Source organism: Pseudomonas knackmussii B13 (assembly GCF_000689415.1).
GTDB classification, from domain to species: domain Bacteria; phylum Pseudomonadota; class Gammaproteobacteria; order Pseudomonadales; family Pseudomonadaceae; genus Pseudomonas; species Pseudomonas knackmussii.
Map to the genome: position 1 here is coordinate 4,736,169 of NZ_HG322950.1, position 25,653 is coordinate 4,761,821.

The 25,653-nt window shown below is 64.6% G+C and carries 22 protein-coding genes; 7 read left to right on the top strand and 15 right to left on the bottom strand.

Going from position 1 to position 25,653, the window contains the following annotated elements; genetic code table 11:
- Window positions 1-43 precede the first annotated feature (43 nt).
- On the top strand, window positions 44-421 hold the full coding sequence (locus tag PKB_RS22140) for an MGMT family protein (RefSeq protein WP_043257655.1): 378 nt from the start codon (window positions 44-46) through the stop codon (window positions 419-421).
- Window positions 422-460: 39 nt separating this feature from the next.
- The gene (locus PKB_RS22145; RefSeq protein ID WP_043254556.1) at window positions 461-2,275 is read left to right on the top strand and encodes an AmpG family muropeptide MFS transporter; all 1,815 of its coding nucleotides are present in this window, start codon (window positions 461-463) and stop codon (window positions 2,273-2,275) included.
- 65 nt (window positions 2,276-2,340) lie between these two features.
- On the opposite strand, the gene PKB_RS22150 is transcribed toward PKB_RS22145, so the two are convergent.
- Window positions 2,341-3,189 (bottom strand): mechanosensitive ion channel family protein, encoded by an 849-nt coding sequence (locus PKB_RS22150; protein ID WP_043254557.1) that lies wholly within the window; start codon window positions 3,187-3,189, stop codon window positions 2,341-2,343.
- Between the two features lie 127 nt (window positions 3,190-3,316).
- The gene (locus PKB_RS22155; RefSeq protein ID WP_043254559.1) at window positions 3,317-3,796 is read right to left on the bottom strand and encodes a YajQ family cyclic di-GMP-binding protein; all 480 of its coding nucleotides are present in this window, start codon (window positions 3,794-3,796) and stop codon (window positions 3,317-3,319) included.
- Window positions 3,797-3,947: 151 nt separating this feature from the next.
- Between PKB_RS22155 and PKB_RS22160 the strand changes: the two genes are divergently transcribed.
- Genes PKB_RS22160 through PKB_RS22175 form a run of 4 tightly spaced genes read left to right on the top strand, consistent with a single transcriptional unit; the run spans window position 3,948 to window position 8,551 of the window.
- On the top strand, window positions 3,948-4,913 hold the full coding sequence (locus tag PKB_RS22160) for a response regulator (RefSeq protein ID WP_043254561.1): 966 nt from the start codon (window positions 3,948-3,950) through the stop codon (window positions 4,911-4,913).
- 39 nt (window positions 4,914-4,952) lie between these two features.
- Window positions 4,953-5,867, top strand: coding sequence for a putative 2-dehydropantoate 2-reductase (locus PKB_RS22165; RefSeq protein ID WP_043254563.1), 915 nt, complete (start codon window positions 4,953-4,955; stop codon window positions 5,865-5,867).
- Between the two features lie 44 nt (window positions 5,868-5,911).
- Entirely contained in the window at window positions 5,912-7,975 is a 2,064-nt protein-coding gene (locus PKB_RS22170) for a sensor histidine kinase (RefSeq protein ID WP_043254564.1), read from the top strand.
- Between the two features lie 3 nt (window positions 7,976-7,978).
- The gene (locus PKB_RS22175) at window positions 7,979-8,551 is read left to right on the top strand and encodes a cob(I)yrinic acid a,c-diamide adenosyltransferase (RefSeq protein WP_043254566.1); all 573 of its coding nucleotides are present in this window, start codon (window positions 7,979-7,981) and stop codon (window positions 8,549-8,551) included.
- A gap of 88 nt (window positions 8,552-8,639) precedes the next feature.
- On the opposite strand, the gene PKB_RS22180 is transcribed toward PKB_RS22175, so the two are convergent.
- The 4 genes from PKB_RS22180 to secA form a co-directional block, all read right to left on the bottom strand.
- A complete protein-coding gene (locus PKB_RS22180) occupies window positions 8,640-9,590 on the bottom strand; it encodes a Nudix family hydrolase (RefSeq protein ID WP_043254568.1) in 951 nt (316 codons plus the stop codon).
- 30 nt (window positions 9,591-9,620) lie between these two features.
- Window positions 9,621-10,250: a glutathione S-transferase family protein gene (locus PKB_RS22185; protein ID WP_043254570.1), complete on the bottom strand. Its 630-nt coding sequence runs from the start codon at window positions 10,248-10,250 to the stop codon at window positions 9,621-9,623.
- A gap of 109 nt (window positions 10,251-10,359) precedes the next feature.
- On the bottom strand, window positions 10,360-11,577 hold the full coding sequence (gene argJ, locus PKB_RS22190; RefSeq protein WP_043254572.1) for a bifunctional glutamate N-acetyltransferase/amino-acid acetyltransferase ArgJ: 1,218 nt from the start codon (window positions 11,575-11,577) through the stop codon (window positions 10,360-10,362).
- A 90-nt stretch (window positions 11,578-11,667) separates the two neighbouring features.
- On the bottom strand, window positions 11,668-14,424 hold the full coding sequence (gene secA / locus PKB_RS22195) for a preprotein translocase subunit SecA (protein ID WP_043254573.1): 2,757 nt from the start codon (window positions 14,422-14,424) through the stop codon (window positions 11,668-11,670).
- A 301-nt stretch (window positions 14,425-14,725) separates the two neighbouring features.
- Here secA and PKB_RS22200 point away from each other — a divergent pair, with 301 nt between their 5' ends.
- The gene (locus PKB_RS22200) at window positions 14,726-15,178 is read left to right on the top strand and encodes a DciA family protein (RefSeq protein ID WP_043254575.1); all 453 of its coding nucleotides are present in this window, start codon (window positions 14,726-14,728) and stop codon (window positions 15,176-15,178) included.
- Between the two features lie 84 nt (window positions 15,179-15,262).
- On the opposite strand, the gene lpxC is transcribed toward PKB_RS22200, so the two are convergent.
- The 9 genes from lpxC to murD form a co-directional block, all read right to left on the bottom strand.
- A complete protein-coding gene (gene lpxC, locus PKB_RS22205; protein WP_043254576.1) occupies window positions 15,263-16,174 on the bottom strand; it encodes a UDP-3-O-acyl-N-acetylglucosamine deacetylase in 912 nt (303 codons plus the stop codon).
- Window positions 16,175-16,286: 112 nt separating this feature from the next.
- Window positions 16,287-17,471, bottom strand: coding sequence for a cell division protein FtsZ (gene ftsZ, locus PKB_RS22210; protein WP_043254578.1), 1,185 nt, complete (start codon window positions 17,469-17,471; stop codon window positions 16,287-16,289).
- Window positions 17,472-17,525: 54 nt separating this feature from the next.
- A complete protein-coding gene (ftsA, locus tag PKB_RS22215; protein ID WP_043254580.1) occupies window positions 17,526-18,770 on the bottom strand; it encodes a cell division protein FtsA in 1,245 nt (414 codons plus the stop codon).
- Window positions 18,771-18,791: 21 nt separating this feature from the next.
- Complete coding sequence (locus PKB_RS22220) at window positions 18,792-19,655, bottom strand: cell division protein FtsQ/DivIB (RefSeq protein WP_043254581.1); 864 nt, start codon at window positions 19,653-19,655, stop codon at window positions 18,792-18,794.
- 3 nt (window positions 19,656-19,658) lie between these two features.
- Window positions 19,659-20,606 carry a D-alanine--D-alanine ligase gene (locus PKB_RS22225; RefSeq protein ID WP_043254583.1) on the bottom strand — a complete coding sequence of 316 codons (948 nt, stop codon included), beginning with the start codon at window positions 20,604-20,606 and terminating at the stop codon, window positions 19,659-19,661.
- Complete coding sequence (gene murC, locus PKB_RS22230) at window positions 20,606-22,048, bottom strand: UDP-N-acetylmuramate--L-alanine ligase (RefSeq protein WP_043254585.1); 1,443 nt, start codon at window positions 22,046-22,048, stop codon at window positions 20,606-20,608. Before murC ends, PKB_RS22225 begins: the two co-directional genes overlap by 1 nt.
- Window positions 22,041-23,114 carry an undecaprenyldiphospho-muramoylpentapeptide beta-N-acetylglucosaminyltransferase gene (gene murG / locus PKB_RS22235; protein WP_043254586.1) on the bottom strand — a complete coding sequence of 358 codons (1,074 nt, stop codon included), beginning with the start codon at window positions 23,112-23,114 and terminating at the stop codon, window positions 22,041-22,043. Before murG ends, murC begins: the two co-directional genes overlap by 8 nt.
- Window positions 23,104-24,303 (bottom strand): putative lipid II flippase FtsW, encoded by a 1,200-nt coding sequence (ftsW, locus tag PKB_RS22240; protein ID WP_043254588.1) that lies wholly within the window; start codon window positions 24,301-24,303, stop codon window positions 23,104-23,106. The genes murG and ftsW overlap by 11 nt, the downstream gene beginning before the upstream one ends.
- A complete protein-coding gene (gene murD, locus PKB_RS22245; protein WP_043254589.1) occupies window positions 24,303-25,649 on the bottom strand; it encodes a UDP-N-acetylmuramoyl-L-alanine--D-glutamate ligase in 1,347 nt (448 codons plus the stop codon). Before murD ends, ftsW begins: the two co-directional genes overlap by 1 nt.
- Between the last annotated feature and the right edge of the window lie 4 nt (window positions 25,650-25,653).

Sequence of the window (25,653 nt, forward strand, 5' to 3'; positions counted from 1 at the left end):
CGATATGCTGTACGGCAGCCTCGCCAGCCTCGGTATCAGTCCCATGAGCCCGCCCAAACAGCCCTCCACTTCCCAACCGACCGCCGATCTCGGGCTGGAAAGCCTGCAGGTTCGTCGAGAGGCCATTTACCTGACGCTCGCCCAGGTGCCAGAGGGCTTCGTCATCAGCTACGGCGAGCTGGCCCGCCTGGCCGGCCTGGGACGCTCGGCGCGCCTGGTCGGACGCATCCTCAGCCAGTTGCCGGAAGGCTCGCGGTTGCCTTGGCACCGGGTGATCGCTGCTGGCGGCCGCATCAGCCTTCCGCAGGGCACCCCAGGTGGCGAAGAGCAGCGGGCACGATTGCGTGCCGAGGGGGTCCGAATCCATAACGATCGGGTGGACATACGTCGGCATGGCTGGCTTAGCGCCGGGCAGTCCTAGTAAAGTCCGCGATAATTTTTGCGTGCTGGAACCCCCTTCATGAAACAGCATTCCTGGCGAGAGGCGCTGGTTGCCTATAAATCTCTCGCCAGCCTCGCGCTTTTGATGCTCGGCTTCGCCGCCGGACTGCCTACGATGCTGGTTTTCACCACCCTCTCGGTGTGGTTGCGCGAAGCCGGCGTGGCGCGGGAAACCATCGGTTTCGCCAGCTGGCTGGGCCTGGTTTACGCCTTCAAGTGGGTCTGGTCGCCGATGCTCGACCAATGGCGCCTGCCTTGGATCGGCAAGCTCGGCCGGCGTCGTTCCTGGCTGGTGTCCTCGCAGGCGATGATCGCCATCGGCCTGCTCGGCATGGCGCTGTGCAACCCGCAGTACCACCTGGCCTGGCTGATCGGCCTGGCGCTGCTAGTGGCCTTCGCTTCGGCCACCCAGGACATCGCCATCGACGCCTATCGCCTGGAGATCGCCGAGAACACCCGCCAGGCAGCACTCGCTGCGTGCTACATGACCGGCTATCGCGCCGCCGTGCTGCTGGCCAGCGCCGGTGCGCTGTTCCTGGCCGAGTGGTTCGGCTCGAGCAGCCTGCACTACAGCCAGAGCGCCTGGAGCCTGACTTACGGGTTGTTCTCGCTGCTCATCCTGCCCGGGCTGATCAGCAGTCTGCTGATGCGCGAACCACCGTTGAACGTGCAGCCGCAACCTGTGGCCAACTCCGCCTACGCCTTCAACCACCAGCTGTTCTCGGTACTGCAGCTGCTGGTGCTGCTGATCTCGCTGCCCGCCATGCTCACTGCGCTGACCAACCAGGCCTGGCCGCGAGCGGGGCTGTACGCCCTGTTCATCGTGCTGTGCCTGAGCCCGGGCGGCCGCCGACAGATCCGTCCGGTGCGCGAACTGCTCTCGCGAGTGCGTCGTCCGCTGCTCGTCGCTGCGCACGGCAAGGGCATCCCGCAATTCGACTTCGTGCACCAGGCCGTCTCGGTGATCGTGCTGATCATCCTGCTGGTCACCGGTACTGCCATGTTCAATTGCGCGAGCACGGGCAAATGGTGGCTGGCCAGCCTGTATCTACTGATCGCCCTGAGCTGCTTCTCGGCGCCCGGCCGCCTGCTGATGGCGCCGGTGCTGACGCCCATCACCGAGTTCATCCGCCGCTATCGCTGGCAGGCGCTGCTGCTGCTCGGGCTGATCTCCACCTATCGCCTGTCCGATACCGTGATGGGCGTTATGGCCGGGGTCTTCTACATCGACATGGGCTTCTCCAAGGAAGTCATCGCCACCGTCAGCAAGCTGTTCGGCGTGATCATGACCCTGCTGGGCGCAGGCGCGGGCGGCATCCTCATCGCCCGCTTCAACATCCTGCCCATACTGTTCCTGGCCGGCGCCGCCTCGGCGGGCACCAACCTGCTGTTCGCCATGCTCGCGCACATGGGGCCGATCAGCGATCCGCTGATCATCCAGGAGGATGTCTTCACCCTGCTGAAGACCATGGAGCCGCACATCAGCATGTTCGTGCTGACCATCATGCTCGACAACTTCAGCGGCGGCCTGGCGGCCTCGGCCTTCGTCGCCTACCTGTCGAGCCTGACCAACCTGAAGTTCTCCGCCACCCAGTACGCCATGCTCAGCTCCACCATGCTGCTGCTGCCGCGCTTCATCGGCGGCTACTCAGGCAGCATGGTCGAGCACATGGGTTACGAGCGCTTCTTCTTCCTCACCGCACTCCTCGGCATCCCGACCCTGCTGCTGATCGGCTGGCTCTGGCTGCGGCGCAAGAACGGCATGCCCAATGGCGCCCCGCAGGAAGAGTCTCCGGAGCAAGCGCCGAGCAGCGGCCGCACGGAGCATGGATAAGCTCACTGCGCAGAAGAAATGAAAGAGGCCGGCATTGCGCCGGCCTCTTTGCATTGCGCCTTCGGTCAGTCGACCAGGCTGGTTTCCTCGCTGCCACGCAGCACACGCACCACGCGGCTTGGCAGGGCCAGGCCGATATCGCGGTCGAGCAGGCGGCGACGCACTTGCTCGTTTAGCATGAAGGTCACCGCACTGAAATCGCCGTTGGCCGTCCAAACACGCAGCGACAGGGTCACCGAGTTTTCGCCGAGCGCCGCGACTACCACCGCCGGCTGCGGGGTCTTCAGGACGCGCGGGTCCTCCGCCAGCTCCAGGAGGATGGCGCGGGCGCTGTCCAGGTCGGCGTCGAAGGCCAATTTGACGTCGAAGATGACCTGGCGACTGGCCTGCCGCGAGGCGTTGGTGATGATGCCGTTGGATAGCGCGCCATTGGGCAGGATGACCGTCCGGTTGTCCCCGGTGCGCACGATGGTGTGGAAGATCTGGATGCTGTCCACGGTGCCGGACACGCCTTGCGCCTCGATCGAATCGCCGACCTTGAACGGGCGCATCAGCAGGATCAGCACGCCACCGGCGAAGTTCGCCAGGCTGCCTTGCAAGGCCAGGCCGACAGCCAGGCCGGCAGCACCGATGGCGGCGACGAAGCTGGTGGTCTGGATGCCGATCATCGAGGCCACACTGATGACCAGGAGGATCTTCAGGGCAATGTTCACCACGCTGCCAATGAAGCCCTGCAGGGTCACGTCGACGTGACGGCTGGAAAGAAGGCGGCTGATGCGGCGAGTCAGGGTATTGATGACCCACCAGCCGATCAGCAGGGTCAGTAGCGCCAGCAAGGCGTTACCCAGGTAACTCAGCACTATTGGCATCCAGGCTTCCGCACTGCGCACCACTTGGTCGTAATTCATGTCCATGGAATCGGGCCCCCTGGGTTTATCGGTCCTTAAAAAAGCAATCGCCATGGCGGACCATGGCGATCGGAGTTCGCCTGGCGACGCCCTATTGCGACGCCGCCCGGCACGCGAGGTTCCGTAGCGGAACTCAGTCGCGGAAGTTGTTGAACTGCAAGGGCATGCCGAGCGACTCGCCGCGCAGCAGGGCGATGGCTTCCTGCAGGTCGTCGCGCTTCTTGCCGGTGACGCGCACCTGCTCGCCCTGGATAGCGGCCTGGACCTTCATCTTCTTGTCCTTGATCAGGCCGACGATCTTCTTCGCCAGCTCCTTGTCGATACCCTCGCGGAAGTTCACTTCCTGCTTGACCACCTTGCCCGACGGGAAGGCGTCCTTGATCTCCATGCACTGGATATCGATCTTGCGCTTGATCAGGCTGCCGCGGAGGATGTCGAGCATCTGCTCGAGCATGAAGTCGGCTTCGGCAGTCAGGGTCACGGCCTTGTCCTTAGGCTCGAAGCTGCATTTGCCCTTGAGGTCGAAACGGCGGTCCAGCTCCTTGCCGGCGTTGTCCAGGGCGTTGGTCAATTCGTGTTTGTCCAGTTCGGACACCACGTCGAACGAAGGCATGTCATCTCTCCAGATGGACGGCGCGATCAGGTTCACACTCGGGAACGCGCCTGGCTTGACGGTAAAAATGCGCGCTCATTATAACTGAGCTACACGCCAGCGCCCTGCCCAAGAACCGGTCGCCCCTCCCCTCCTGCGAGCCCCCTGCCCAATGCCCAACAACCATCTGAGCATCCTGGTGGTCGACGACGCCAAGTTCTCCAGCGCCATGATCGGCCGCGCCCTGAACCAGGCCGGCTACCTCAACGTGCGTTTCGCCAGCAGCGCCAGCGAAGCCCTGCAATTGCTTGAACAGGAACCGGTCAGCGTGCTCCTCGCCGACTGGCTGATGCCGGAAATGGATGGCCTGGAACTGACCGCCCGGGTACGCCAGCTCGACGAGAGCGGCGACCACTACACCTACATCATCCTGCTCACCGGCAAAGAGGGCGACAACGTGCTGGCCGAGGCCTTCGACCGCGGCGTCGACGACTTCGTCAGCAAGGCTGCGATGAGCGAGCAGCTGGTACCACGCGTGCTGGCGGCCGACCGCCTGTGCAACACCCTGCAGCGCCTGCTGGTGGAGAACCGCCTGCTGACCCAGAACATCACCAGCCTGGAGGAGCGCAACCTGGTCGACAGCGCCACCGGACTGGGCAACCTGCGCTACCTGCGGCAGAAGCTCGCCGACAGCATCCGCCAGGTCGAATCCCGCGGCGGCGCGGTCTGCTACATGCTGATCGGCTTGCCCGAGCTCCATGAGCTCAGCGAGCGTCACGGCCCGGGCTTCCAGCAGGAGCTGCTGCACGGCATCGGCCGGCGCCTGCAGCAACTGGTGCGTCCGCTCGACGTGCTGACGCGCATCGACGAGTGCCACTTCGGCCTGATCACCCTGCTCGAAGACCTCCAGGAGTGCTCGCCGAGCAGCTTCCGCCGCCTGCACGAAGGCCTCAACCTCAAGGCATTCAAGACCCGCGAAGGCTTCATCACCCTCAAGGCCGGCATCGGCCTGGTCGGCCTCGACGCCAAGTCGCTGCCGGTGCAGGTCGACGAGCTCCTGGAGCTGGGGCGCACCCTGCTGCCAGACGCCTTCGCCAGCGGGCGGATCAACGCCAGCCGGCTGTCCGGGGTGCGCTAGACTTCGCGTTGGATTCACAACCTCTGCGAAGTCACTGCCATGATCTGGTACATCCTCGGCGCCGGCAGCCTCGGCAGCCTCTGGGCCACCCGCCTGGCCCGCGCCGGCCAGCCGGTGCAGCTGCTGCTGCGTGACCGGCAACGCCTGGCGGCCTATCGCGAACGCGGCGGCCTCACCCTCTGTGAAGATGGCCGCGAAACGCTCTACCCGATTCCCGCGGAAACCGCCGGCCACGGCGGCACCCCCATCCATCGCCTGCTCCTGGCCAGCAAGGCCTACGACGCCGAAGAAGCGGCCGCCAGCGTAGCCGCGCGCCTGGCCCCGGATGCCGAGATCATCCTTCTGCAGAACGGCCTGGGCAGTCAGCAGGCCGTTGCCGCGCACCTGCCACGGGCACGCTGCCTGTACGCATCGAGCACCGAAGGCGCGTTCCGCGACGGCGACTTCCGCGTGGTATTCGCCGGCCGCGGACAAACCTGGCTCGGTGACGAACGCGGCGGCCCGGCACCGGCCTGGCTGGCCGACCTGGAAAGCGCCGAGATTCCCGTGCAGTGGAGCGGCGACATCCTCGAACGCCTATGGCGCAAGCTTGCGCTCAACTGTGCGATCAACCCGCTGACAGTGCTACACCATTGCCGCAACGGCGAGCTGGCCAACCACGCAGAGGAAGTCGCCGGGCTCTGTGACGAGCTCGGTCATCTGCTGCACGCCTGCGGTTACACCCTGGCCGCGCGGGAACTGCAAGGCGAAGTGGAGCGGGTAATCGACGCCACCGCACGCAACTTCTCGTCCATGTACCAGGACGTCGCCAACGGCCGCCGCACCGAGATCGCCTATCTGCTGGCCCACGCGTGCAACGAAGGACGCCGCCGCAACCTGGCCCAGCCAAGGCTGGAAGCAGTGCATCTGCGTCTGCGCGAACTGTTGCGCCAGCGCGGATTGCCGGAGGCCTGACGGGCGGGCTACCCTGCCCGCCCGCGTCCGGACAGCGAACCTTCATGCCCTCCTTCGTCAACCTGCGCCAGCGCCTGGAAAACCTGCCGGTCGGCAAGAAGATCCTCGCCGCCCTGCTGGTGCTGCTGGCCACCGTCATGCTGGTGGCCAACCTGGCCTTCATCAGCGCCGCCTACTGGATCTCGCAGGACAGCGTGGCGCCACAGGCGCTGCAGACCATCGGCCGCCTGATCGCCAACCCAGCCCTGAGCTATCCGGCGCTGAGCTCGCCGGAACAGGCCAACGCCTTGCTCGAGCAGCTCGACGACTACCAGCCGCTACGCGCCGCCGCGCTATATGATCCTGATGGCCAGCGCATCGCCCAATCACCGCGCGAAGGCGCCGTAGAGCTGCCCAAGCATCTTGAGCACCTCGAACGCTGGCGCGAACACGAATACCGCCTCAACGCCCTCTTCGAACTCCCCCAGCCCGGCGGCCGTAACGGCTACCTGCTGCTGGTGGCCAGCAGCGAGCTGCCCGGTGCCTTCTACACCGGCACCCTCAGCGCCTCGCTGGCGATCCTCGCAGTCAGCGTGCTGCTCTGGATGCTCATCGCCCGGCAGATTCGCCGCCTGATCACCCGGCCGATCCGCAGCCTGGAAGAGCTGTCGCTGCAGGTGACCCACGAGGAGAACTACTCGCTGCGCGCCGAGCCCGGCAACGCCGACGAAATCGGCCGCCTGGCCGACGCCTTCAACACCATGCTGACCCGCATCGAAGCCCGCGAGCAGCAGCTCAAGCGCGCCCGCGACGACGCCCAGGAAGCCGTGGCACAGGCCCAGGGCCTGGCCGAGGAAACCCGTCGCTCGAACCGCAAGCTGGAACTGGAAGTCCAGGTGCGCAGCAAGATCGAGAAGAAGCTCACCGGCTTCCAGAACTACCTCAACAGCATCATCGACTCGATGCCTTCCGCGCTGATCGCGGTGGACGAGCAGCTCTACGTTACCCAGTGGAACGAAGAGGCCAGCCGCCTCTCCGGCACCAGCCTCGACGACGCGGTGAACCAGCCGGTTTTCCTCGCATTCCCCTCGCTCAAGCCCTTCCTCCTGCAGCTCACCCGCGCCGCCGAACAACACAAGGTCGAACGCGTCGAGCGGGTGACCTGGGCGCTGACCGACTCGCCGCGCCACTACGCCCTGACCTTCTATCCGCTGATGGGCGGCACCGGCCGTGGCGCGGTGATCCGCATCGACGACATCACCGAACGCCTGGGCATGGAAGAGCTGATGGTGCAGTCGGAGAAGATGCTCTCGGTAGGCGGTCTCGCCGCCGGCATGGCGCACGAGATCAACAACCCGCTGGGGGCGATCCTGCACAACGTGCAGAACATCCGCCGGCGCCTGTCGAACGACCTGCCGAAGAACCTCGAAGTGGCCGGGGAGATCGGCATCGACCTGGAAGACCTCAATCACTACCTCGAAGCACGCGAGATTCCCAAGCTGATGGATGGCATCCAGTACGCCGGCTCGCGGGCGGCGAAGATCGTCACCCACATGCTCGCCTTCAGCCGCCGCAGCCACCGGCAGATGTCGCCCTGCGAACTGCCGGCGCTCATCGAGCAGGCCGTGGAGATCGCCAGCAACGACTTCGACCTCGCCGGCGGCTTCGACTTCAAGTCGCTGGAAATCGTCCAGGAGTTCGACCCGCGCCTGGGCCCCGTGCCGGCGATCGCCAACGAACTCGAGCAGGTACTGCTCAACCTGCTGAAGAACGCCGCCCAGGCCATCCACCAGCGCGACGACGAAGAGGAAGGCGAGCTGGGCCGCATCACCCTGCGCACCCTGTACAACCCGCCGTGGGCCGAAATCCAGGTCCAGGACAACGGTGTCGGCATGCCGGAAAACGTGCGCAAACGCATCTTCGAGCCGTTCTTCACCACCAAGGAAGTCGGCCAGGGCACCGGCCTGGGCCTGTCGGTCTCGTACTTCATCATCACCAACAACCACAAGGGGCAGATGGAGGTGCAGTCCGAGCTCGGCCAAGGCACCTGCTTCACCCTGCGCCTGCCGCTGGCCGACGAAACACCCACCGCGCCGCTGCTGCCGGCGGTACGCAGCAAGGAGCTCTGAACCATGGGCTATCGCCTGTCGAAGATCTACACCCGTACCGGCGACGCCGGCGAAACCGGCCTGGCCGATGGCCGTCGGGTACCCAAGCATCATCCGCGCATCGAAGCGATCGGCTGCGTGGACGAACTGAACAGTCAATTGGGCCTGTTGCTAGCCGATCTCCAGGAAGCCCGAAGCGCGGCGCTGGACCAGCTGACCAGCGTGCTGGCGCCCATCCAGCATCGCCTGTTCGATCTCGGCGGCGAACTGGCGATGCCCGAATACCGCGCCCTGGGCGATCAGGAAGTGGAAAGACTGGAACAGGCTATCGACGCCTGGAACGAAGAGCTCGAACCGCTGAAGGACTTCATCCTCCCCGGTGGCTCGCGCCTGGTGGCGCAGATCCACGTATGCCGCAGCCTGGCGCGCAAGGCCGAACGCCGCTGTCAGCAACTGAACCTGGAAGAACCGTTGGAAGGCGCAGGCCTGCGCTACCTGAACAGATTGTCAGACCTGCTGTTCGTCGCCGCGCGCATCGCCGCCAAGCGCCAGGGCGTCGCGGAAGTGCTGTGGAAGGCGGCAGACAAACCGACTTGATCCAGACATCCCCGTAGGAGCGAGCTTGCTCGCGAACCAGCCCCACAGCGAGGCCATTCGCGAGCAAGCTCGCTCCTACAAAGGAACGCTACCCCTCGGCCTTGGGCCAGAACGCGCGAATACCCGCCACGCCCTGCGCACCGATCTGCCAGGCACGCTCGACATCCTGCGGACCGAGCCCCCCCAGCAGGAACACCGGCTGGTTGAAGCCCCCGATCAGCGCCTGTGCGGCTTCCCAACCCAACGCGGGCTCGCCCGGATGGCTCTCGGTGGCCTGCACCGGCGACAAGGTGATGAAGTCCACGCCCATCGCACTGGCCAGCGCCAGCTCCTCCGCGTTGTGGCAAGACGCGGCAAGCAGGCGATCGACGGGGAACGGCCGGCCGTTGGGCGCGTACTTGCGCAGTTGCTCGGCAGTCAGGTGCCAGCCGGCGGACGGGAAGTCGCCCAGCCACTCCAGCGGCCCCTTGAGCATCAGCTGCGCCTTGCCGGCACACAAACCGACAGCGTCCACCGCCAGATCGCGGTACTCCGGGGAATACATGTTCGGCGCGCGCAGCTGGATCAGGCGAACACCGCTCGCCACCGCGGCGCGAATGCCCTGCACGATCTCCTGCGGCTCCAGGCCATCGGGCGTGATCAGGTAGCGCTCGGGCAAACGAGCGGCTTGCACGATCGGCCGGTTGGCTGCCGGAAAGTCGTAGTCCGGCAGCTCGCGTGGCGATACCCAGGCCAGCGGCTGGCCTTCGGCGCCATGGGGCTCTCCGTCGAACGCCGAGACCTCCCAGACATCCAGGAGCACCTGCTTGTCCGGATAGTCGTGGGCCACGCGGATCAACGGGCGGGCCTGCTGGACGCGAATCCCCAGCTCCTCTTCCAGTTCACGGGCGAGGGCCGCCTGAACCGGCTCGCCCTCCTCCACCTTGCCGCCCGGGAACTCCCAGAGGCCGCCCTGGTGCTTGTCGTCCGGGCGCCGGGCGATCAGCACCCGACCATCGGCGCCGCGAATCACGGCGGCGGCGACATGTACTCGTTTCACTGCATTGCTCCTCGATTCAGCGGCCGGCGGTCAATGCCGCTCGGCCAGGGCAGCCTTCAGCCAGGGCTGGAAGGCCGCCCATTGGTAGATGGTGTCCACGTACGCCTTGGCCAGCGGCGGCAGCTCCACGGCATAGCTACGGAAGCGCGTGGCCACCGGGGCGTAGAAAGCGTCGGCGATGCTGGCGTGGCCGAACAGGAAGGGGCCGTCCTGGCCGAAGCGCTGGCGACACAGCGTCCAAAGCTCGACGATGCGGGCGATGTCCGCCTCGACCTCGGCCGGCACCTTGGCCAATGGCTGGTGCCGCTGCAGGTCCATGGGCATGTTCGAACGCAGGGCGACGAAGCCGCTGTGCATCTCCGCACAGACCGAACGGGCCAGCGCCCGCGCAGCCTCGCCACGTGGCCACAGGTAGGCCTCGGGATAGCATTCGGCGATGTATTCGGATATCGCCAGCGAATCCCAGATCGGGCCGTCCTCGCACTTGAGCAGCGGAACCTTGCCCGTAGGCGAATGCTCGCGAATTCGCCGGGCGGTGTCGGCTCCGCCAAGCGGAATCAGCACCTCGTCGAACTCCGCGCCGGACAGCTGCATGACCAGCCAGGCACGCAGCGACCAGGAAGAAGTGTTCTTGCTGCCAATCACCAGGGTCAGGGACATCTCCGTCACTCCTCATAGGTCCTTGTCTAATCCAAGGACCATACGAGCGGAGCCGCGCCAAGACAAATTCCCGATTTTCATCCAGGGATGAAAACCGGGAATCCGAGGATCAGGTGCGGTATTCCGCGTTGATCTTCACGTACTCGTGGGACAGGTCGGTGGTCCAGATGGTCTCGCTGGCATCGCCGCGGCCCAGCTCGATGCGGATGGTGATTTCTTCCTGGGCCATCACTCGGGCACCCTGGTCCTCGGTGTAGCTCGCCGCGCGGCAACCGCGGCTGGCAATGCACACTTCGTCGAGGAATACGTCGATCTTGCTGACGTCGAGGTTGGGCACGCCGGCGTAACCAACGGCTGCCAGGATACGGCCCCAGTTCGGATCGGAGGCGAACAGCGCAGTCTTGATCAGCGGCGAATGCGCGACCGCGTAGCCGACGTCCAGGCACTCCTGGTGGTTCGCACCGCCGTTGACCTGCACGGTTACAAACTTGGTTGCGCCTTCGCCGTCACGGACGATGGCCTGGGCCAGCTCCATGGAGACTTCGATCACAGCTTGCTTCAGGGCGCTGAACAGCGCACCGCTGGCCTGGGTGATTTCCGGCAGCGGGGCTTGGCCGGTGGCGACAAGCGTGCAGCTGTCATTGGTCGAAGTATCGCCATCGATGGTGATGCGGTTGAAGGACTTGTTCGCCGCATCGCGCAGCAGGTCCTGCAGCACGCCCTGGGCTACCTTGGCGTCGGTGGCGATGTAACCGAGCATGGTAGCCATGTTCGGCTTGATCATGCCGGCGCCCTTGCTGATACCGGTCACGGTGACGGTCACGCCGTCATGCTGGAACTGGCGGCTGGCGCCCTTGGGCAGGGTGTCGGTGGTCATGATGCCGGCGGCTGCTTCGGCCCAGTTGTCGGCGCCCAGGTTGGCCAGGGCAGCCGGCAGGGCGGCTTCGATCTTGGCGACCGGCAGCGGCTCACCGATCACGCCGGTGGAGTAAGGCAGCACCTGGTTCTGATCGACACCGACCAGCTCGGCGAGCTTGGCGCACACCGCCGAAGCGTTGGCCAGACCCGCCTCACCGGTGCCGGCGTTGGCGTTGCCGGTGTTGGTCACCAGGTAGCGCACCGGGCCGAGGAAGCGCTGCTTGCAGAGGATCACCGGCGCGGCACAGAAGGCGTTCAGAGTGAAGACACCGGCTACGGTTGAGCCTTCGGCACATCGCATCACCACGACGTCCTTGCGGCCTGGGCGCTTGATGCCGGCAGACGCGATGCCGAGTTCGAAGCCGGGGACCGGGTGCAGGGTGGAGATCGGGCCGAGACCGACAGCCATGGAGGTGCTCCTTACAAAAAGGGTGGATCGAATGTGAAAAACGCCGCGAGCGGTAGGACCGGTCGCGGCGTCGTCGTTACGGCAGGAGAATCAGCTCACCTGGCCGTGGCAATGCTTGTATTTCTTCCCGGAGCCGCAGGGGCAAGGCTCGTTGCGGCCGATCTTCGGCTCGTTGCGCACCGGGTCGAGGTTCACGACCTGAGCGCTTTCCTGGCCTTCCGGATGCTCTTCCTCGGCACTGGCGATCGCTTGCTCGATCGAGGGCGCGGCGGCGTGCTGGAACTGCATGCGCTTGGCCATTTCCTCGGCTTCGCGGCGCAGACGTGCTTCTTCCTCGGCAGGGTCTTCGCGGCGAACCTGCACGAAGGACAGGACACGGATGGTGTCGCGCTTGATCGAATCCAGCAGTTCCTGGAACAGGGCGAAGGATTCGCGCTTGTATTCCTGCTTCGGGTTCTTCTGCGCATAACCGCGCAGGTGGATGCCGTGGCGCAGGTGATCCATGGTCGACAGGTGGTCTTTCCACAGATCGTCGAGCACGCGCAGCAGCATCTGCTTCTCGAAGGTGCGCAGCGCCTCGGCACCGGCCATGTCTTCCTTCTCGTTGTAGGCGGCGACCAGCTCGGCGAGGATCTTCTCGCGCAGGGTCTCCTCGTAGAGCTTCTCGTCATCGTCGAGCCATTGCTGGATCGGCAGCTTCAGGCCGAAATCGCTGTACAGCGAGGCTTCCAGACCGGCGATGTCCCACTGCTCGGGCAGCGACTGCGGCGGGATGTGCTGGCTGATGGTGTTGTTCAGCACTTCCTCGCGGAATTCGGTGATGGTCTCGCCGATGTTCTCTGCCGCCAGCAGGCTGTTGCGCATGTGGTAGATCACCTTGCGCTGCTCGTTGGCGACGTCGTCGAACTCGAGCAATTGCTTGCGGATGTCGAAGTTGCGGCCTTCGACCTTGCGCTGGGCCTTCTCGATGGCGTTGCTCACCATGCGGTGCTCGATCGCCTCGCCGGACTGCATGCCCAGGGCCTTCATGAAGTTCTTCACCCGGTCGGAGGCGAAGATGCGCATCAGGTTATCTTCCAGCGACAGGTAGAAGCGGCTGGAACCCGGGTCGCCCTGGCGACCGGCACGGCCACGCAGCTGGTTGTCGATACGGCGGGATTCGTGGCGCTCGGAAGCGATCACATGCAGGCCGCCGGCTTCGATCACCTGCTGGTGGCGCTTCTGCCACTCGGCCTTGATCTGCGCGATCTGCTCGTCGCTGGGGTTCTCCAGGCGGGCGATCTCTGCTTCCCAATTGCCACCCAGGAGGATGTCGGTACCACGGCCGGCCATGTTGGTGGCGATGGTGATCGCACCCGGTGCACCGGCCTGGGCGATGATCTCGGCTTCCTTTTCGTGGTACTTGGCGTTGAGCACCTGGTGCTCGATACCGGCTTTCTGCAGCAGCTGGGAAACGTACTCGGACGTCTCGATGGAGGCAGTACCGACCAGGATCGGACGCCCCAGAGCCTTGCTCTGCTGGATATCGGTGATGATGGCGGCGTACTTCTCTTCCTGGGTCAGGTAGACCAGGTCGTTGAAGTCCTTACGGGCGATGGCGCGGTGAGTCGGGATCACCACCACGTCGAGGCCGTAGATCTGGCGGAACTCGAAGGCCTCGGTATCAGCGGTGCCGGTCATGCCGGACAGCTTGTTGTAGAGGCGGAAGTAGTTCTGGAAGGTGGTCGAGGCCAGGGTCTGGCTCTCGGCCTGGATCGGCAGGCCTTCCTTCGCCTCGATGGCCTGGTGCAGGCCCTCGGAGAGGCGGCGGCCGGGCATGGTACGGCCGGTGTGCTCGTCGATCAGCAGGACCTGGTCGCCCTGGACGATGTACTCGACGTTGCGGTGGAACAGGGTGTGGGCGCGCAGTGCTGCGTAGACGTGGGTCAGCAGGCTGAGGTTGTGCGCCGAGTACAGGCTCTCGCCCTCGCCCAGCAGGCCGATCTCGCCGAGCATTTCCTCGACGTACTGGTGGCCCTGCTCGTTGAGTTCGACCTGGCGGGTCTTCTCGTCGATGCTGTAGTGGCCCTGCTGGGTCACCTGGCCTTCGACTTCCTCGATGTGCTGCTTCAGGCGCGGGATCAGCTTGTTGATCTTGATATACAGCTCGGAGCTGTCTTCGGCCTGGCCAGAGATGATCAGCGGCGTACGCGCTTCGTCGATGAGGATGGAGTCCACCTCGTCGACCACGGCGAAGTTAAGCTCACGCTGGAACTTGTCGTCCAGGCTGAAGGCCATGTTGTCACGCAGGTAGTCGAAACCGAATTCGTTGTTGGTGCCGTAGGTGATGTCGGCGGCGTAGGCGGCACGCTTTTCTTCCGGCGGCTGGAACGGGGTGACGATACCGACGGTGAGGCCGAGGAATTCGTACAGTGGACGCATCCAGTTGGCGTCACGGCGAGCCAGGTAGTCGTTCACGGTGACCACGTGCACACCCTTGCCGGACAGCGCGTTCAGGTAGACCGCCAGGGTACCTACCAGGGTCTTACCCTCACCGGTACGCATCTCGGCGATCTTGCCTTCGTGCAGGGTCATGCCGCCGATCAACTGGACGTCGAAGTGGCGCATGCCCATCACGCGCTTGCCCGCCTCACGGGCCACGGCGAAGGCTTCGGGAAGAAGCTGGTCGAGGGTTTCGCCCTTGGCCAGGCGCTCCTTGAACTCAGCGGTCTTGGCCTTCAGTTGCTCATCGGAAAGCGCCACCATCTGGGGCTCGAGCGCATTGATGGCCTGGACCGCCTTGGCCATGCGCTTCACTTCACGCTCGTTCTTGCTTCCAAAGAGTTTTTTCAACAAAGGCGCAAACATATCGACTGGGTCATCCGAACTTGGGGATTGGAGGGCTGCCCGACTGGCTGGCCGCGGAGTGGAGCGACGGCAAATGGGGCATTCTACTCGGAAACGTGGACGATTGAAGTGCCATGTCAGCACAGGTAACTTCAAGCCATCCGCCGACCGAGCAGTTGCTAGGGAAGGACAGGCAGTCCGCCTGCTTTATATTGTGTCGGACCAGTAAAGTTCAAGGCCGAACTGAGACCCGCGTCACCTCGAAGGCCGAAACGAAAGCGATTCTGCTAAGATCGCACCTCACCGTCCCGGACCAATCGCCATGGCGTTCCGCCCGCTCCCAGCCCAGGCCACCACCAAGCTGCTGCGCGAAGCCAAACCGTTGAAAGGGCTGTTCAACGAAGCCCAGCGCCTCGGACAACTGCAACAGTTGCTCGACAGCCAGTTGCAACCGGCCGCGCGCCCCCACTGCCGGGTAGCCTCATGGCGTGACGGAAGCCTGCTACTCGTCATTAACGACGCCCACTGGGCCACGCGGCTGCGCTACCAACAACGCCGCCTGTTGCGTCAGTTGCAGGCATTCGATGAATTCGCCGGCCTGGCACGCATTCTCTTCAAGGTCCAGCCGCATATCGAGCCGGCCAAACCGCCGCGTACCGTAGAGCTCTCCCCCGCCGCCGCTGAGGCGCTTCACGAGGCTGCCGAAGGCATCAGCAATCCGCGTCTGAAAGCTGCTCTCGAGCGCCTGGCCAGTCGTGGCCAAAAGTCAGACTGAGTAACGTTTCGCTCAAAAAAGACCCATAAAAAAAGGCCACCCGAAGGTGACCTTTTAAAAGTACAGCTGAAAGGAGGGGTTTCCTCACACGGCCGCAGCGGGTCGCATGTAGGAAATCGGCGCAGTGCTCGCGTCCTCGAAGGTGACCACTTCCCAGGCCTCCTTGTCCGCAATCAATGCACGGAGCAGGCGGTTGTTCAGGGCATGGCCGGACTTGAAGCCGCGGAATTCGCCGATGAGGCTATTACCCAGCAGATACAGGTCACCGATGGCGTCCAGGATCTTGTGCTTGACGAACTCGTCCTCGTAGCGGAGGCCGTCTTCGTTGAGCACGCGATACTCGTCGACCACGATGGCGTTCTCCACGCTGCCGCCGAGTGCCAGGTTCTGCGAACGCAGGTACTCGATGTCACGCATGAACCCGAAGGTCCGTGCACGGCTGACTTCCTTGACGAAGGAAGTGCTGGAGAAATCCACCGCGGCTTTCTGGGTACGACCACGGAAGACCGGGTGATCGAAATCGATCTCGAAGCTCACCTTGAAGCCGTCGAAGGGAACGAAAGTGGCGCGCTTGTCGCCCTCTTCCACGGTCACTTCACGCTTGATGCGGATGAACTTCTTGGCTGCGTCCTGCTCTTGCAGGCCGGCAGACTGGATCAGGAATACGAAGGGACCTGCGCTACCATCCATGATCGGTACTTCCGACGCGGACAGCTCGACATAGGCGTTGTCGATCCCGAGGCCTGCCATGGCCGAGAGCAGATGCTCCACCGTGTCCACTTTGACGTCGCCCTTCACCAGGGTGGTCGACATGGTGGTTTCACCAACGTTGGAGGCCCGGGCGGGGATTTCCACCGCAGGGTCCAGATCGGTTCTGACGAACACGATGCCAGAGTCAACCGGAGCCGGCTTCAGGGTGAGGTAAACCTTCTCCCCAGAGTGCAGGCCGACACCGGTAGCCCGGATGATGTTCTTCAAGGTGCGTTGTCTGATCATGGCTTTGGCCGCTTTCGCGCAAGTTGCGAACTGTTTTCAACAATGGGCGGCGATGATAGCAGAACCGCCCTTTGCTGAACACCAATCACGTCCATACTCCTGATTAATCGCTTCAATCGGCCTGACGACGCAGGAATGCCGGGATATCCAGGTAATCCAGATCGTCCTGCGGATTGAGCTTGGCCGCGGTGGCAGCGCCGCCGTGGTTCTGGTTGCGCATCACGGTCGGACGATCCAGGTCGCGGTAGTTCACCGACTGCTGCTCACGCTGAACCGGCGCCTGGGCGCTGACCGACTGCGTCTGCACGGTGTTGTCGACGACCTTGACCGGCTTCTCCAGGCGCGCGCCCAGACCAGTGGCGACGACGGTGACGTGCAGTTCGTCGCGCATGTCCGGATCGATCACGGTGCCGACCTTGACGGTCGCGTGCTCGGAAGCGAACTGCTCGATGATGTTACCTACGTCGGAGTACTCGCCCAGGGAGAGGTCCGGACCTGCGGTGATGTTCACCAGGATGCCGCGGGCGCCCTGCAGGTTGACGTCTTCCAGCAGCGGGTTGCGGATCGCCGCTTCGGTAGCCTCGCGAGCACGATTCGGGCCGCTGGCGGCGCCGGTGCCCATCATGGCCATGCCCATCTCGCTCATCACGGTCTTCACGTCGGCGAAGTCGACGTTGATCATGCCCGGACGCTTGATGATGTCGGAGATGCCGCGCACTGCACCGGCGAGCACATCGTCGGCCTTGGCGAAGGCGGCCAGCAGGCTGGCGTCTTTGCCCAGAATGGTCAGCAGCTTCTCGTTGGGGATGGTGATCAGCGAGTCGACGCTTTCGGCCAGCGAGCGGATGCCTTCATCGGCGATCTGCATGCGCTTGCGACCTTCGAACGGGAACGGACGGGTGACCACGGCAACGGTCAGGATGCCCATCTCTTTCGCCACTTCGGCAATGATCGGCGCGGCGCCAGTACCGGTGCCGCCACCCATGCCGGTGGTGATGAAGACCATGTCGGCGCCTTCCAGCACCTCGGCGATGCGGTCGCGATCCTCGATCGCGGCCTGACGGCCGACTTCAGGGTTGGCGCCAGCGCCCAGACCCTTGGTTACGCCCGGGCCGAGCTGCAGCACGGTACGCGCCGCGATGTTCTTCAGCGCCTGGGCGTCGGTGTTGGCGCAGATGAATTCCACGCCATCGACGTTGTTCTTGGCCATGTGGTTCACGGCGTTGCCACCGCCACCACCGACACCGATGACTTTGATGACTGCTGTTTGCGGGACGTTATCGACGAGTTCGAACATTTTCCCCTCTCCTTCCTTTCTAGTTGTGTCGCCTACATTTACCGCGCCGGTAAATCAGAAGTTGCCCTGGACCCAGCGTTTCAGCCGTTCCAGCACAGGTGTCTTGGGTTCATCGCTATAGCTGCTGCCGGACGTGGACGGCCCGTCGTTCTGCTTTTGCAGCCCGTACATGAGCAGGCCCACGCCCGTCGAATAGATAGGATTGCGCACGACATCAGTCAGTCCTTTGACCCCGTGCGGCACGCCCAGGCGCACCGGCATGTGAAAGATCTCTTCGGCCAGCTCGACGGCGCCTTCCATCTTGGAAGTGCCCCCGGTCAGGACGATCCCTGCTGGGATCAGGTCTTCGTAGCCGCTGCGGCGCAATTCGGCCTGGACCAGAGTGAAGAGCTCGTCGTAACGCGGCTCGACGACTTCGGCCAGGGCCTGACGCGACAACTCCCGCGGTGGCCGGTCCCCGACGCTGGGCACCTTGATGGTTTCTCCAGCACCGGCCAGTTTGGCTAGCGCGCAAGCATATCGAATCTTGATCTCTTCGGCATACTGGGTCGGCGTACGCAGCGCCATGGCGATGTCGTTGGTGACCTGATCGCCGGCAATCGGGATCACTGCCGTATGACGAATGGCGCCTTCGGTGAAGATGGCGATGTCGGTGGTGCCGCCGCCGATGTCCACTAGGCACACGCCCAGTTCTTTCTCGTCCTCTGTGATCACCGAGTAGGCCGAGGCCAGTTGCTCGAGAATGATGTCGTCGACTTCCAGGCCACAACGGCGGACGCATTTCTCGATGTTCTGCGCCGCGTTCACGGCGCAGGTCACCACGTGCACCTTGGCTTCCAGACGCACGCCGGACATACCCAGCGGCTCACGCACGCCTTCCTGGTTGTCGATCACGTAGTCCTGCGCCAGCGTGTGCAGGACGCGCTGGTCGGCCGGAATCGCCACGGCCTGGGCGGCGTCGAGTACGCGGTCGATGTCAGCCGGGCTGACCTCGCGGTCGCGGATCGCCACGATGCCGTGGGAGTTCAGGCTGCGAATGTGGTTGCCGGCGATGCCGACGAATGCCGAGTGGATACGGCAACCGGCCATCTGCTGGGCCTCGTCGATGGCCCGCTGGATCGAAGCCACGGTCGACTCGATGTTGACCACCACGCCCTTCTTCAGGCCGCGCGACGGGTGGGTGCCGATGCCGACGATCTCCAGCTTGCCATCAGCCGCGACCTCGCCCACCAGCGCCACCACCTTGGAGGTGCCGATGTCCAGGCCGACGACCATCTTGCCGCTCTGCACGCTTGCCATGGTTAATGCTGTCTCCTCAAATCACTGCGCGGGCGTGGCCTGGGCCACGTCCGTTTGCGGCAGCGGATCGCGCCACGCCACGGCCAGGCCGTTGGGGTAGCGCATGTCGATGCGCGCTATTTTCGATATCTGGTCTTTCAATGCCTTCTCGTAAATGGTCACGAGACGGCGAATCTGTTCGACCGCATGGTCGCGCCCGAGGACGATCTCCAGGCCCTGCGCGGTGCTCAGTGTCCAGGCCCCACGCGAGCTCATCTCCAGGCTGGCGATGGTGAAGCCCAGCGGACGCAGCATCTGGCTGAGCAGTTGGTACTGCTGCATGACCTTCTGCTGGGCGAACTGCGGGCCGGACAGGCGCGGCAGGTGCTCGTAGTGCGAGACCTCGTGCGGCGCAAAAGCCTGGCCCTGGTTGTTCAGCAGCGCCTCGTCGCCCCAGCGGGCTACGGGCAGCTGCTCTTCGAGGTGGATCACCACCTGGTCCGGCCACACGCGACGCACTTCGGCATGGGCGATCCAGGGCATCTGTTCCAGCTCCTGGCGCATGCCGGCCAGGTCGATGGTGAAGAAGCTCGACGAAACGAACGGCGCAATGCGCTGCTGCACAGCTTGTTGGCTGATGTAGCTGAGGTCGCCTTCGACGTTGATCTTGGCGATCGGCCGGTCAAGGTACGGCAGCGCGTACTGCGCCCCCTGATAGGTGCCAAAACCCAGTACTGCGAGCAGCAGCGGCCACATCAGGTAGCGCACGAAGCTGAAGTTCGGCTTCGGCAGGCGCGCGCTCAAAGGCTCCTTGGCCACCAGGCGGCTGGCACCGCGCGGTACCGGCTTGCGTGCAGGCACGCGGCCGATACCAGGTTGCGAGTGACGGAGCATGGCGCCGTTCATGGTTTACCCCCTTGCCTCGACGCTGTCGGCCAGGATCGCCAGCACCAGCTGCTGGAAGTCCAGACCGGCCGCGCGCGCGGCCATGGGCACCAGGCTGTGATCGGTCATGCCCGGTGCGGTGTTGACTTCGAGGAGCCAGAAACGCCCTTCGGCGTCCTGCATCACGTCGGTACGCGCCCAGCCCTGAATGCCCAGCGCTTCGCAGGCACGCGCGGTCAGTTGCTGCAGCTCACGCTCCTTCTCCGCGCTCAGGCCACAGGGAATGCGGTACTGGGTATCACTGGCCAGGTACTTGGCGTCGTAGTCGTAGAAGCTGTGCGGGGTGCCGAGGCCGATGGCCGGCAGCACCTGGCCGCGCAGAATGGCGACGGTGAACTCCGGACCGCTGATCCACTGTTCGACCAGAACCTGCGAGTCGTATTGCGCGGCGCCGCGCCAGGCGTCGATCAGCGCTTCCACGCTGTCCACCTTGGCCATGCCGATGCTGGAACCTTCATGGGCCGGTTTGACGATGAGCGGGAAGCCCAGTTCCGCAGCCGCGCGACGGCAATCGTCTTCGCTGGCCAGCACCGCATAGGCCGGGGTCGGCAGACCGAGGCTCAGCCACACGCGCTTGGTGCGCAGCTTGTCCATGGCCAGGGCCGAAGCCAGCACACCGCTACCGGTGTAGGGAATGCCAGCGACTTCGAGCAGACCTTGCATGCTGCCGTCTTCGCCGCCACGGCCGTGGAGGATGATGAAGGCGCGATCGATCTTCTCGCTGGTCAGGCGTTGCAGCAGGTCATCGCCTACGTCGATACCGAAGGCATCCACGCCAGCTTCCTGCAGGGCCTTGAGGACCATCGAACCGGATTTCAGCGATACCTCGCGCTCGGCACTCTTGCCGCCGTAGAGCACGGCGACGCGGCCGAAGGCACGCGGATCGAGAGTGGATTTGAGTGCATCGCTCATCACGCCTTCCTCTTGGCGTCGCCGCCGAACATCGGGTTCTTGATCAGTGCCGGAGCCAGCCCGCCGATATCGCCGGCGCCCTGGCAAAGCAGGATGTCGCCGGGACGCAGCAGCGGCTTGAGCAGCGCAGCGAGGTCGCCATCGCGCTCCAGATAGATGGGATCAAGCTGGCCACGCTGACGGATGCTGCGGCACAGCTGGCGGCTGTCGGCGCCAGGGATCGCCTCTTCGCCGGCCGGGTAGACCTCCATCAGCAGCAACACGTTGGCGTCACCGAGCACTTGCACGAAGTCTTCGTAGAGGTCGCGGGTACGGGTGTAACGGTGCGGCTGGTAGACCATCACCAGGCGACGCTCGGGCCAGCCACCGCGCACGGCCTTGATCACCGCCGCGACTTCGCGCGGGTGGTGGCCGTAGTCGTCGACCAGCATCACGCTGCCGCCTTCGACTTGAAGCTCGCCGTAGACCTGGAAGCGTCGGCCGACGCCCTGGAAGCCGGACAGGCCCTGAACGATGGCTTCGTCGGAGATGCCTTCGTCGGTAGCGATCGCAATGGTCGCCAGGGAGTTCAGTACGTTGTGCAGACCGGGCATGTTCACCGAGACGTCCAGCGGCTCGCGCTCCGGGCGCAGCACGGTGAAGAAGGTGCGCATGCCTTCCTGGCGGATGTTGATGGCGCGGACGTCGGCGTCCTCGCTCAGGCCGTAGGTGACAGTCGGACGTGCCACCTGGGGCAGAATTTCGCGGACTACCGGATCATCCACGCACAGCACTGCCAGACCGTAGAACGGCAGGTTGTGCAGGAAGTCGACGAAGGTCTTCTTCAGCTTGTTGAAGTCGCCGCCGTAGGTGTCCATGTGGTCGGCGTCGATGTTGGTGACGACCGCGACCATCGGCTGCAGGTGCAGGAAGCTGGCGTCGCTCTCGTCGGCTTCAGCCACCAGGTAGCGGCTGGTGCCGAGCTGGGCGTTGGTGCCGGCAGCGTTCAGGCGACCGCCGATTACGAAGGTCGGATCCAGGCCACCAGCGGCGAACACCGAGGCAATCAGGCTGGTGGTGGTGGTTTTGCCGTGGGTACCAGCTACAGCGATGCCATGACGGTAACGCATCAGTTCGGCGAGCATCTCCGCGCGCGGAACCACCGGCACTCGGCGCTCAAGGGCAGCAGCAACTTCCGGGTTGGCCTTGTTCACCGCGCTGGAGACGACCAGCACGTCGGCGCCATCGGCGTTCTCGGCGCGATGACCAATGAAGATCTGCGCGCCGAACTTCTCCAGGCGCTCGGTCACTGCGGAGGCCTTGAGGTCGGAGCCGGATACTTCGTAACCGAGGTTCAGCAGTACTTCGGCGATACCGCACATGCCCACGCCGCCGATGCCAACGAAGTGGATCCGACGGATGCGCCGCATGGTGCGGGTGATGCCGTTGGGCTCTTTAACCACGGGCCACCTCCAGGCAGGCGTCGACCACCGTGCGGGTAGCCTCGGGCATGGCCAGGCGCCGGGCGCTGGCGGCCATCTGCTTCAGGGATTGGGGATGCATCAGTACCTCGGACAACTGCGCGGCCAGGTCGGCGGCGCCGGTAGACTTTTGCGGCAGCAGGCGGGCGGCGCCCTCCCGTACCAGGAATTCGGCATTGCGGGTCTGGTGATCGTCGATCGCGTGGGGCAGCGGCACCAGGAAGGACGGCAGGCCCGCCGCGGTCAGTTCGCTGACGGTCAGCGCACCGGCGCGGCAGATCACCAGGTCGGCCCAGGCATAAGCCGCAGCCATGTCGCTGATGAAGGGCGCAACGTCGGCTTCGACACCGGCCTGCGCATAACGCTCCGCGGTGACAGCGTCATGCTGACGACCGGCCTGATGGCGAACAGCCGGACGCTGCTCGGCGGGAACCAGCGCCAGCGCCTCGGGCAGCAGCTTGTTCAGGGGCTCGGCGCCCAGGCTGCCGCCCAGGACAAGCAGGTTCACCTTGCGCCCAGTCGGCTCGGTGCGAGCGGCTTCGTCGAGGAACAGCTCGGCGCGCACCGGGTTGCCCGTGGTCAGGCGCTTGGCACTGGCCGGGAAGGTATCCGGGAAGGCTTCGCAGACACGCCGGGCGAGCGGCGCCAGGCTGCGGTTCGCGGTGCCGGCTACAGCGTTCTGCTCGTGGATCACCAGCGGAGCGCCACTCAGCTTCGCGGCCAAACCGCCAGGACCGGTGACATAGCCACCCAGACCGAGCACACAGACCGGCTTCAGCTGGCGCATCACGCCCAGCGCCTGGAGCAGCGACTTGAGCAGATCGAAGGGCGCGCGTAGCAGAGCCTTGCGGCCTTTGCCACGCAGGCCACTGACATTAATCAGGTGCAGCGGCAACCCCGCTTTCGGCACCAGGTCGTTCTCGATGCCACGCGGCGTTCCCAGCCAGTGCACGGCATAGCCGCGGGCCTGGAACTCACGCGCGCAGGCCAGCGCCGGGAACACGTGTCCGCCGGTACCGCCCGCCATGATCAGGACATTACCTTTCATCGGCAAAGTCCTCCTCGCTGAATTCAAATTCGTCGCTGCCTACGGCAGTACGGCGTTCCCACTCGATACGCAGGAGCATGCCCAGGCAGCCACAGCAGATCACCAGAGAGGAGCCGCCATAGCTGAGGAACGGCAGGGTCAGGCCTTTGGTCGGCAGCAGACCGACGTTCACACCAACGTTGATGAGGAACTGGCCGATCCAGAGGAAAGCCAGACCATAGGCCACATATGCGGAGAAGTACTGCTTGGCTTGCTCGGCCCAGATGCCGATATAGAGCGCGCGCAGACTGACGAAGACGAACAGCCCGACCGTAGCCAGGGCGCCGACGATGCCCAGCTCTTCGGCCAGCACGGCGAAGACGAAGTCGGTGTGCGCTTCGGGCAGGTAGAACTGTTTCTGGATGCTGTTGCCCAGCCCCATGCCCAGCCAGCCGCCGCGGCCAAAGGCGATCAGCGCCTGGCTCAGCTGGTAGCCGGCGCCGAACTGGTCGGCCCAGGGGTCGCTGAAGTTGGTCAGACGTGCCATCCGGTACGGCTGGCTCCAGATCAGCAGCGCAACGGCACCGACTGCCAGAGCCACCATCAGACCGAAGCGGAACAGGCCGACACCGCCGAGGAACAGCATGGCCGCGGCAGCGCCCATCATCACCACGGTGGCGCCGAAGTCCGGCTCGCGCAGCAGCAGGCCGGCGAATGGCAGGAGGACCGCGAAGGGCTTGAAGAAACCGATCCAGCTCTCGCGGACTTCATGTTGGCGGCGGACCAGGTAAGCGGCCATGAACACCACCACGAAGACCTTCGCGATCTCCGATGGCTGGATGTTGAACAGACCGAAGCCGATCCAGCGCATCGAGCCGTTTACCTCTCGGCCGACGCCGGGAGTAATTACCGCGATGAGCAACAAGAAAGCCACGCCGAGCAGCTTCCAGCTCAGGCGCTGCCAGGTTTCCATCGGGGTCATCATGGTCACGCCGCAGGCGACGAAGCCGATGGCCAGGTAGATCAGGTGACGCACCGAGAAGTACAGCGGGTTGCCCGACTGCGCCGACGCGACTTCCGACGATGCCGAAGTCACCATCACCAGCCCCAGGCCGAGCAGCGCCAGGCATCCGGCGAGCAGCGGGAAGTCCAGATCGATGCCGTTGCGGCTGATCAGCGGGGACGGGTATGGGCGCATGAAGGAGAACATCAGGCGAGCTCCTCCACGGCTTTGGCGAACAGACGACCGCGCTCTTCGAAATTCTTGAACATGTCGAGGCTGGCGCAGGCCGGCGAGAGCAGCACGGCGTCGCCTGCCTGAGCGAGCTCAGCAGCCTTGCGGACCGCTTCGTCGAGGGTCTGTACGCGTACTTTGTTCACGTCGTCGCCAAGTGCCGCGCCGACCAGTTCGGCGTCGCGACCGAGCAGCACGACCGCGCGGCAGAACTTGCCGACCGGCTCGCGCAATGCGCTGAAATCAGCGCCCTTGCCGTCGCCGCCGGCCAGCAGCACCAGCTTGCCGTCGATATCGGCACCCAGGCCTTCGATGGCTGCCAGGGCGGCACCGACGTTGGTGGCCTTGGAGTCGTCGTAGTAGTTCACGCCTTCACGTTCGCCGACCCACTGGCAGCGATGCGCCAGGCCAGCGAATTCACGCAGGGTCTGCAGCATCGGCTCGAACGGCAGGCCGACTGCATGACCCAAGGCCAGAGCGGCCAGGGCATTGGAGTGGTTGTGCGCGCCGCGGATCTTCAGCTCGCGCACCGGCAGCAGGGCCTCGAACTGGAAGGCCAGCCACTTTTCACCGCCCTCTTCGATCAGACCAAAGGCCTTGAAGTCGGGCTTGTCGGTGCCAAAGGTCCAGCACGGCACCGAATCGGCGATCAGCGGACGACTCAGGGCGTCGGCACGGTTCACCACGACCTGTTTGGCGCCGCGGAAGATGCGGTGCTTGGCCAGGTGGTAGTCGGCCATGCCGTCGTAGCGATCCATGTGGTCTTCGCTGACGTTCAGGCAGGTAGCGACCGCGGCGTTCAGACGCTCGCAAGTTTCCAACTGGAAGCTCGAGAGCTCGAGCACGTACAGCTCGACGTCATCGGCCAGCAGATCCAGCGCCGGCGTCCCGAGGTTGCCGCCAACCGCAACGCGCTTGCCGGCTGCCGCGGCCATCTCGCCGACCAGGGTGGTAACGGTGCTTTTCGCGTTGGAACCGGTGATCGCGACGATCGGCGCCTTGGCGTGGCGGGCGAACAGATCGACATCGCCGGACATCCGCACACCACGAGCTGCCGCTTCGATCAGAGCGGGCGTACGAAGCGACAGGCCGGGGCTGACGTAAAGCTCTTGCGCACGGCAGAGGAAGTCGGCGTCCAGTTCGCCGCAGCGCACTTCGACTTGCGGGTATTGGCTGCGCAGCGTGACCAGCTCCGGCGGATTCTCGCGAGTATCGGCAACGGCAAAGGGCGTGCCCTGGCGCGCGAGGAAGCGCACCAGAGACATGCCGCTCTTGCCGAGGCCGACAACGATGCGGAATTGGTCGGAAGCGATCAGGCTCATGCTC

What these genes read in the sequence shown, in the direction of transcription:
- PKB_RS22140 (WP_043257655.1), top strand. Translation starts at nt 44, where the DNA reads ATGAGCCCGCCCAAACAGCCCTCCACTTCCCAACCGACCGCCGATCTC.
- PKB_RS22145 (WP_043254556.1), top strand. Translation starts at nt 461, where the DNA reads ATGAAACAGCATTCCTGGCGAGAGGCGCTGGTTGCCTATAAATCTCTC.
- PKB_RS22150 (WP_043254557.1), bottom strand. Translation starts at nt 3,189, where the DNA reads ATGGACATGAATTACGACCAAGTGGTGCGCAGTGCGGAAGCCTGGATG.
- PKB_RS22155 (WP_043254559.1), bottom strand. Translation starts at nt 3,796, where the DNA reads ATGCCTTCGTTCGACGTGGTGTCCGAACTGGACAAACACGAATTGACC.
- PKB_RS22160 (WP_043254561.1), top strand. Translation starts at nt 3,948, where the DNA reads ATGCCCAACAACCATCTGAGCATCCTGGTGGTCGACGACGCCAAGTTC.
- PKB_RS22165 (WP_043254563.1), top strand. Translation starts at nt 4,953, where the DNA reads ATGATCTGGTACATCCTCGGCGCCGGCAGCCTCGGCAGCCTCTGGGCC.
- PKB_RS22170 (WP_043254564.1), top strand. Translation starts at nt 5,912, where the DNA reads ATGCCCTCCTTCGTCAACCTGCGCCAGCGCCTGGAAAACCTGCCGGTC.
- PKB_RS22175 (WP_043254566.1), top strand. Translation starts at nt 7,979, where the DNA reads ATGGGCTATCGCCTGTCGAAGATCTACACCCGTACCGGCGACGCCGGC.
- PKB_RS22185 (WP_043254570.1), bottom strand. Translation starts at nt 10,250, where the DNA reads ATGTCCCTGACCCTGGTGATTGGCAGCAAGAACACTTCTTCCTGGTCG.
- argJ (WP_043254572.1), bottom strand. Translation starts at nt 11,577, where the DNA reads ATGGCTGTCGGTCTCGGCCCGATCTCCACCCTGCACCCGGTCCCCGGC.
- secA (WP_043254573.1), bottom strand. Translation starts at nt 14,424, where the DNA reads ATGTTTGCGCCTTTGTTGAAAAAACTCTTTGGAAGCAAGAACGAGCGT.
- PKB_RS22200 (WP_043254575.1), top strand. Translation starts at nt 14,726, where the DNA reads ATGGCGTTCCGCCCGCTCCCAGCCCAGGCCACCACCAAGCTGCTGCGC.
- lpxC (WP_043254576.1), bottom strand. Translation starts at nt 16,174, where the DNA reads ATGATCAGACAACGCACCTTGAAGAACATCATCCGGGCTACCGGTGTC.
- ftsZ (WP_043254578.1), bottom strand. Translation starts at nt 17,471, where the DNA reads ATGTTCGAACTCGTCGATAACGTCCCGCAAACAGCAGTCATCAAAGTC.
- ftsA (WP_043254580.1), bottom strand. Translation starts at nt 18,770, where the DNA reads ATGGCAAGCGTGCAGAGCGGCAAGATGGTCGTCGGCCTGGACATCGGC.
- PKB_RS22220 (WP_043254581.1), bottom strand. Translation starts at nt 19,655, where the DNA reads ATGAACGGCGCCATGCTCCGTCACTCGCAACCTGGTATCGGCCGCGTG.
- PKB_RS22225 (WP_043254583.1), bottom strand. Translation starts at nt 20,606, where the DNA reads ATGAGCGATGCACTCAAATCCACTCTCGATCCGCGTGCCTTCGGCCGC.
- murG (WP_043254586.1), bottom strand. Translation starts at nt 23,114, where the DNA reads ATGAAAGGTAATGTCCTGATCATGGCGGGCGGTACCGGCGGACACGTG.
- ftsW (WP_043254588.1), bottom strand. Translation starts at nt 24,303, where the DNA reads ATGTTCTCCTTCATGCGCCCATACCCGTCCCCGCTGATCAGCCGCAAC.
- murD (WP_043254589.1), bottom strand. Translation starts at nt 25,649, where the DNA reads ATGAGCCTGATCGCTTCCGACCAATTCCGCATCGTTGTCGGCCTCGGC.